The organism is uncultured Clostridium sp. (assembly GCF_947039605.1).
Classification (GTDB): domain Bacteria; phylum Bacillota; class Clostridia; order Clostridiales; family Clostridiaceae; genus Sarcina.
Window position 1 is genome coordinate 22,971 of record NZ_CAMQZG010000036.1, and the last position, 6,437, is coordinate 29,407.

Consider the following 6,437-nt stretch of genomic DNA (forward strand, 5'->3'; position numbering starts at 1 on the left):
GCTGAGATAGCAGGTATTTTTTTTATGAAAAATAGAATAATTTTTACGTAATGTATAAATAATATAATATTTCATAAACTTTAGGTAATACTAATTCTAACAAAGTTTTAGAGGCGAAAATTACAAAGGGGTGATTATATTTTGTTAGGATTAAGTGATAGAGAGTTTAAAATTATAAGGAATTTAATTATTGTGACAACAGGAATATTTTTCTTTATGTTAAGTTATTGTTTTTTTAGAGCTAAGATATTTCAGTTAGAAAGAGTTGTAAGTCGAGAACTTGAAATAAAAGACACAACGGTTCACTTTTTAAATACAGGAAATAGTGATTGTATACTTGTAAAAGGTGAAAAAACTATATTAATAGATGGGGCTGACAATAATGATGAAAATATGATTGTTGCATATTTAAAAAAAGAAGGCATAAAACAAATAGATTATATGATAGCAACTCATAATCATAAAGATCATATTGGGAGTCTTGATAGAGTTATAAAAGAATTTGAAGTCAAAAATATATTAGTATCAAATGGGAAACTAGATACTAAAGCATATTATGAATTTATAGATGCGATGGATTTTAAATCTATCATACCTAAAATTCCAAGTGAGGGCGAGTTAATAGTTTTAGGAGAGGATTCTTATATTAAAATTTATAATACTAAGGGTGGAACATATACAAATGATGAGTCACTTATAACACTTTATTGCAATGGGACAGATAAGTTTCTATTTGCAGGAGATGCAGAAAAGACAACAGAAGAGAGAGTTTTAGAGAAAATGGAAAAAGTTGATGTTTTAAAAATAGGGCATCATGGATCGGCATCAAGTACAACAGAAATTTTCTTAGATAAATTAAAACCTCAATATGCCGTAATTACAAATAGTGAAAGTAATGTTTATGCAAACCCAGCGAAGGAAGTTATGAAAAGATTAAAAGAGCGAAATATAGAAGTTCATAGAACTGATGAATGTGGTCATGTAGTATTTTTATCAACTGGAAATGGAATTTTTACGGAATGTGGAATTGGAAGTTATGGATATAGAACTGTGAAAGAAGTAAAAGGAGTTGCCAAAAATGTGGCAACTTCTTTTTTACTCAATAATAATAGCTGCAACAGGGCATCTATCTTCAATATCATATGCTAAATCAAGTAAATTATCTGGAATTTCATTCTCAGATGGAAAAGATTTTTCAACATCTGGTGAAATTTCTTTAATTCTGAATATTTCAGGGCAAGTACTTGCACAAAACTCACAACCAATACATCTTTCAATATTTACAAAAGCTTTCATAAAACCTCCTATAAGTAGCAATACTCTAATATATATATATTAACATATAAAAAATAAAATTAATAAAAAAGTAATAAAATAAAGAAAATAGTAACTTTTTATGTTATCATATTCTTAAATAACTGTATAGATAAGGGAGGAATGACATATGAATATTTTAGCTTTAATATTAGAGCTTTATCTTATAGTTACAGGAATTGCTCTTCTGACAACAGTTGCTAGATTCCTTGCAACATCAAAAGAAGAAAAAGAACTAAAAAAGAAAATGCTAAAAAAAATGTTAGAGCAAACAATGAAACAAAATGCAGATGTTATAAATAATAATAATTCAATTATTAGTAAATTTATGAGATTAAAAATAAGTGGAATACAAGAAGATAACCGAGTAAAAGTATTTATATTTAACTTTATAATGCATTTTGTACCAATATTTAATGTGGGAGTTTTACTTTCTAATTTAAATGATATTGTTATAACATTTAAAAATTAAAAATTATTTAAAGAAGTGGAGAATTATATGGAATATAATTTAGAATATTGGAATAAGTACATAAGTGCTGATAGTGCTAAAAGGTTTGATGTGGATAAAAATATGCTAAAAGTTTTACTTGTAAATCAAAATAGTGATGATGCTTTTTTTAATTATTTTAATTTTGATAATAGGCAAGAAATCATTAGTTTTTTAAAATTTGTAGTATTACCAACAACAATACTTTCAAAATCATTTAGTGAGTATGAAGAAATATTGCAACTTACACTAGACTATGAACAATTTATAGAATTAATTAAAACTATTGAAGAAGTTGATGATAAGGATATAGAGATATACGAAAAATTATACACAAAACTAGATAACTTATCAAAAACTGAAATTACGATAAAAAATCTTGTGGAAATTACAGAAGAAATGAATTATATATTTAGTAGTGAGAATGATGTGTTTTTAATTGTAGAGTTTTCAGATTGTTTAGAAACATATCTAAAAGATATATATATTGGATATAAAAAAGTTGATGATGATTTTGAAACACTTAAACAAAGGTTTTTAGAAACAGATTTCACACTAGTTGATTTTATAGAACTTATGAATGATACTAAAAGTGTGCAGCAAGATGACTTAGAAGAGTTTTTATATCAGATACCTATTATATAAAAATAAAAAGCTATTGTATATACTAATGAAACTAATATACAATAGTTTTTTTGTTTTAAAATTGAAAAAACATGTTTAATCTTTGATTTTATTGGTTAAATTATGTATTATACTTATAAAGAGAGGAGTGTTATTTATGGAAAAATTAGAATATTGGCATACTTATATAAATAAAAATTTAAGTGAACCTATAATGGTAGATGATGAAATTTTAAGAGTAACACTAACAAATCAAGGTAAAAGTAAAATATCAGCCTTTTTTACTTTTAGAACAAAAATAGAAATTTTAGAATTTATAAAAGAAGTAATATTACCTTCAGTTACAATTTCAAGTTTTAATCCAAGTGAAAATGTATCAATATACTTAAGAGAACATAGCGATGTTATGGATGTAATTGATATACATACAGATTACTTTAATAAAAAAATATCAACAGCATACATAAATTCATATAAAGAAATAGATGAAATCTGTAAAAATAATATAATAAGAGATAAAGAGATAAAAAAAGTTATAGAAACTATAGAAAATAGTTTTGATGTATATAATGAAGTATATATAACATTAGATTATGCTGAGAAAACGAAGCAATATCTTAGAAATTTTATAGATGAATATAAAAAATATGAAGGATTAGATTCTTTAGAACTACAACTTAAAGAAAATGATTTATCAGTTGAAAAAATTGAAAATATAATAGCAGATATATTTAATAATGAAAATGGAATAAGAGAGCTTGTACTAGATAGATTACCATCTTAAAATGTAAAACCATCTATAAAATTATAGATGGTTTTTATAATATAGACAATTAACAAACTATTAATAGAATAGAGTTAAAATAAACAAAATTCTCTGAGATAATAAGAAGTCAAAATAAGTTACTATTAAAATAATAGTTTTATATAAGGGGGACAGTATAATGGGGGATTTTCTAAAGTTTCTAATACCAGAAATTGTACATATACTAGAATTATTTGGTGTGATAATTATAGCCATAGGAGGATTTGTAGCATTCTATAAATATCTTATGAACTTGTTTTTTAATAAAGGCTATGCAATAAAAATTAAATTTGCAGAAGCATTAACACTAGCATTAGAATTTAAAATGGGAGCAGAAATATTAAAAACTGTCTTAGTACAATCATTTGATGAAATGTTTATGTTAGGAGCAATTATACTACTTAGAGCTATATTAGCATTTGTAATTCATTGGGAAATAAAATCAGATAAAACAGAACATTAAATATACTAAAAAGCATCTTAAATAAATATTTAAGGTGTTTTTTTATAAGGAAAATCAATTGAAAGAAAGTTTAATACTTTATATAATTTATGAATAGATATATATAGTGTAAGTAATTATGTAAGGAGAGAAAATAATAAAATGGAAAGCTATTTAAGAAAAAAAATAAGATGTTTAAATCTTGATATTAAAAGCAAAGTAAAAAATAAATTTAAATTTGAAATATATATAGAAAATAAAAATAGTTTTGATATATTTGATATAGACATAAAAAGTAGCATACCAATTTGTTTTCAATATATAGAGAAAACTCTTTGCATAGACGATATACAATTTTATGATTTTATGGGAATCACTAATATGCATCTAGACAATTTATATGTAGGAGAAAAAATAAAACTTTCATATGAACTAGAAAAAGTTGCTATGTTTAAATTCAATTACATAGATGTAGAGATTATTTATAGAGATGATAAAGAAATATATAGTGAAATAGAAACAAAAGTAATAGAAGAAAAAGCATTAAATACTGAATATGAACCTAAAGAACAAAAATTAGAAGTTATAAAAAAAGCTACTTGTAATAGTGCGATAATTTCAGAAATTATATCATATGAAATATCAGTTAAAAATATAAGTGAAGAATTAGTTAGAAATATAGAAATAGTAGACATTCAAGGAACAGAAGTTGAAATAGTAGGAGAGTCAATCTACTTAAATAATAAGCCCATAGATATATCAAGTTTATCAAAGGGTATTTACCTAAAATATTTAGAAAAGAATCAAAGTGCACATATAAAATTTAATGTTAAGATTCTAGATAGAGGGATAAATGCTACAATTGCAAATAAGATTAGAGTATCATATGACTACGAATTAGAGGGAACAGAAATTTATATGACAGATGAGGTATTAAGTGAAGAACTAAAAGTATATAAATCTCAGCTAGAAATAGAAAAGACAGCTAACAAAGAAACTATAATACTCGGAGAAGAAATAGTTTTTAGAATTGATATAAAAAACTTAGGAGAAGTAGATTGCTATAGCATAAGTTTATATGAAGTTTTGAGTGAAGAAATAGAATTTATTGTAGGTTCTTTTTATAGAGATTATGATAACATAAATATTAGCACTCTAGAAAATGGAATAAATATAGGTAATTTATTAAAAGGTAAAAGTTTAACATTATACTATAAAGTTTTAGTGAAAAAAATATGTAGTATAGGATTTATAAACTCACAAATAAGTGCAGATTATAAATATAAGTGTGATATGAAAAGTCCAATAAAATTTTTAAAAGTTGAAAAAAAACAATTTAAAATAGAAGCTACAAATCCAGGGTTTACAGAGTTTGAAATAGAAAATAATTTTATAATAGAAGATGGATGTGCTGAAATAATAGATATATCAGAAGATATAGAAATAGAAGATAACTATATAATAAAAACAGCAACAGGGAGAAGTTTAAATGGAGAAATAATGAATCTATATAAATTAGTAGTAATAGGATATTTAAATTTATATTTAGAATATGCACATAGAAAAGAAAGTGAAGAGGTTTATATAAAAAAAGAGAAGCAAAGGTTTGTAGAAATAATAGTGTTAGCAGAAGATTATAAAGTAGGAACAGGAATTAGTGTTAAAGGGAGTAGCAAGAACATTTATTATAAGAAAATAAATGACAGAAAAATACTATATAAAAATTCAATTATAGTAGAAGCTATAGTAAAAGAATTTTAAATCAACCAACTAAGAAAAAGCATTTAGAATAGAGTTAATCTCTAATCTAAATGCTTTTTTATATTTTGATCTTAGTTAAAGTAATTAAAGTTCCTGTTTTAGCATTTATGGATATGTAAAATTTATCTTTAGAAGTTTGCATAATCAAATCATATTCTGGAATAGGATTATTAAAATCTAAAGATAATCCAACAAGCTTTGAATTAGGTACTTTAGTACTAGCAATTTCACGAGCTTTTATATTAGAAATTAATCCATTAGGAGCAGTAGCAGAAATATCACTATTTTTAAACCTTGCATCTGTAGAAGAAATGATTTTACCAGTTTTAGCATTTACAGAGATTTTATATTCTTTATTACCATTTACAGAAATAGAACTATAAGCAGGAATAGGTATATTATGAAAAGCAAAATTAGTTATAGTACTGCCGGGGATCTTATTTAAAATAATTGATTTTGCATCTATTGATGTTATGATTCCGGTAAGTTTAGTATTTGTAGTAGTTTGAATTATTGCATTTTTAGGTGAAGCAAGGACAGAAATACCCCCAAAACCAATACCAAGTCCTAAGATAATTCCTACTATTATAGTAATTCCAATTTTTTTCATTTAGAAGCCTCCAATTTTAAAATTTATTCAGTATATTCTAACATTTTAAATAATAAATCAAATTACATTAAGGTAACTATGAAAAAACAAGAAATTACAAGTTTTGAGTAAGATATTTTAGATATAAGACATATTACAAATTAAAATGGAAACAAAAGAGGTTATAAAACAGACTAATTATTAGCTGATTTAAGAGTGTAAGATTAATATATAGAAGAGTTAATCTTAAAAAATTGAAAAACTTATAATTTAAGCATATATAGTTAGTGAAAGAAAGAGTGTCAAAAAGAGTTAAAGGTGCATAAAATATTTAGAACTAAAATTTATAAACGAAAGAGGAGGATATAGATGGCTAAAATATTTAGAGATTTAATTGAGTATAACAATATAA

8 protein-coding genes are annotated in these 6,437 nt (G+C 24.0%); 6 read left to right on the plus strand and 2 right to left on the minus strand.

The features are described from left to right. Positions 1-141: 141 nt before the first annotated feature. Positions 142-1,149 (plus strand): MBL fold metallo-hydrolase, encoded by a 1,008-nt coding sequence (locus Q0V24_RS12720; protein ID WP_297522076.1) that lies wholly within the window; start codon positions 142-144, stop codon positions 1,147-1,149. Here the strand turns inward: Q0V24_RS12720 and Q0V24_RS12725 are convergent. Then, positions 1,096-1,296, minus strand: a complete 201-nt coding sequence (locus Q0V24_RS12725; protein ID WP_297522078.1) for a ferredoxin — start codon at positions 1,294-1,296, stop codon at positions 1,096-1,098. The two genes, Q0V24_RS12720 and Q0V24_RS12725, sit on opposite strands and share 54 nt — an antisense overlap. Before the next feature lie 148 nt (positions 1,297-1,444). Between Q0V24_RS12725 and Q0V24_RS12730 the strand changes: the two genes are divergently transcribed. The 5 genes from Q0V24_RS12730 (at position 1,445) to Q0V24_RS12750 (ending at position 5,436) form a co-directional block, all read left to right on the plus strand. Further along, entirely contained in the window at positions 1,445-1,786 is a 342-nt protein-coding gene (locus tag Q0V24_RS12730; protein WP_297522080.1) for a hypothetical protein, read from the plus strand. Positions 1,787-1,813: 27 nt separating this feature from the next. Next, entirely contained in the window at positions 1,814-2,449 is a 636-nt protein-coding gene (locus Q0V24_RS12735) for a hypothetical protein (protein ID WP_297522082.1), read from the plus strand. 136 nt (positions 2,450-2,585) lie between these two features. After that, positions 2,586-3,212, plus strand: coding sequence for a hypothetical protein (locus tag Q0V24_RS12740; protein ID WP_297522084.1), 627 nt, complete (start codon positions 2,586-2,588; stop codon positions 3,210-3,212). A gap of 160 nt (positions 3,213-3,372) precedes the next feature. Next, positions 3,373-3,696, plus strand: a complete 324-nt coding sequence (locus Q0V24_RS12745) for a DUF1622 domain-containing protein (RefSeq protein WP_297522086.1) — start codon at positions 3,373-3,375, stop codon at positions 3,694-3,696. Between the two features lie 141 nt (positions 3,697-3,837). Continuing rightward, positions 3,838-5,436 carry a hypothetical protein gene (locus tag Q0V24_RS12750; protein ID WP_297522088.1) on the plus strand — a complete coding sequence of 533 codons (1,599 nt, stop codon included), beginning with the start codon at positions 3,838-3,840 and terminating at the stop codon, positions 5,434-5,436. A 58-nt stretch (positions 5,437-5,494) separates the two neighbouring features. Here the strand turns inward: Q0V24_RS12750 and Q0V24_RS12755 are convergent, their stop codons facing one another. Beyond that, positions 5,495-6,046: a PepSY domain-containing protein gene (locus tag Q0V24_RS12755; protein WP_297522090.1), complete on the minus strand. Its 552-nt coding sequence runs from the start codon at positions 6,044-6,046 to the stop codon at positions 5,495-5,497. Positions 6,047-6,437 lie beyond the last annotated feature (391 nt).

Coding starts and splice junctions, on each gene's coding strand:
- Q0V24_RS12725 (WP_297522078.1), bottom strand. CDS start 1,296: ATGAAAGCTTTTGTAAATATTGAAAGATGTATTGGTTGTGAGTTTTGT.
- Q0V24_RS12730 (WP_297522080.1), top strand. CDS start 1,445: ATGAATATTTTAGCTTTAATATTAGAGCTTTATCTTATAGTTACAGGA.
- Q0V24_RS12735 (WP_297522082.1), top strand. CDS start 1,814: ATGGAATATAATTTAGAATATTGGAATAAGTACATAAGTGCTGATAGT.
- Q0V24_RS12740 (WP_297522084.1), top strand. CDS start 2,586: ATGGAAAAATTAGAATATTGGCATACTTATATAAATAAAAATTTAAGT.
- Q0V24_RS12745 (WP_297522086.1), top strand. CDS start 3,373: ATGGGGGATTTTCTAAAGTTTCTAATACCAGAAATTGTACATATACTA.
- Q0V24_RS12750 (WP_297522088.1), top strand. CDS start 3,838: ATGGAAAGCTATTTAAGAAAAAAAATAAGATGTTTAAATCTTGATATT.
- Q0V24_RS12755 (WP_297522090.1), bottom strand. CDS start 6,046: ATGAAAAAAATTGGAATTACTATAATAGTAGGAATTATCTTAGGACTT.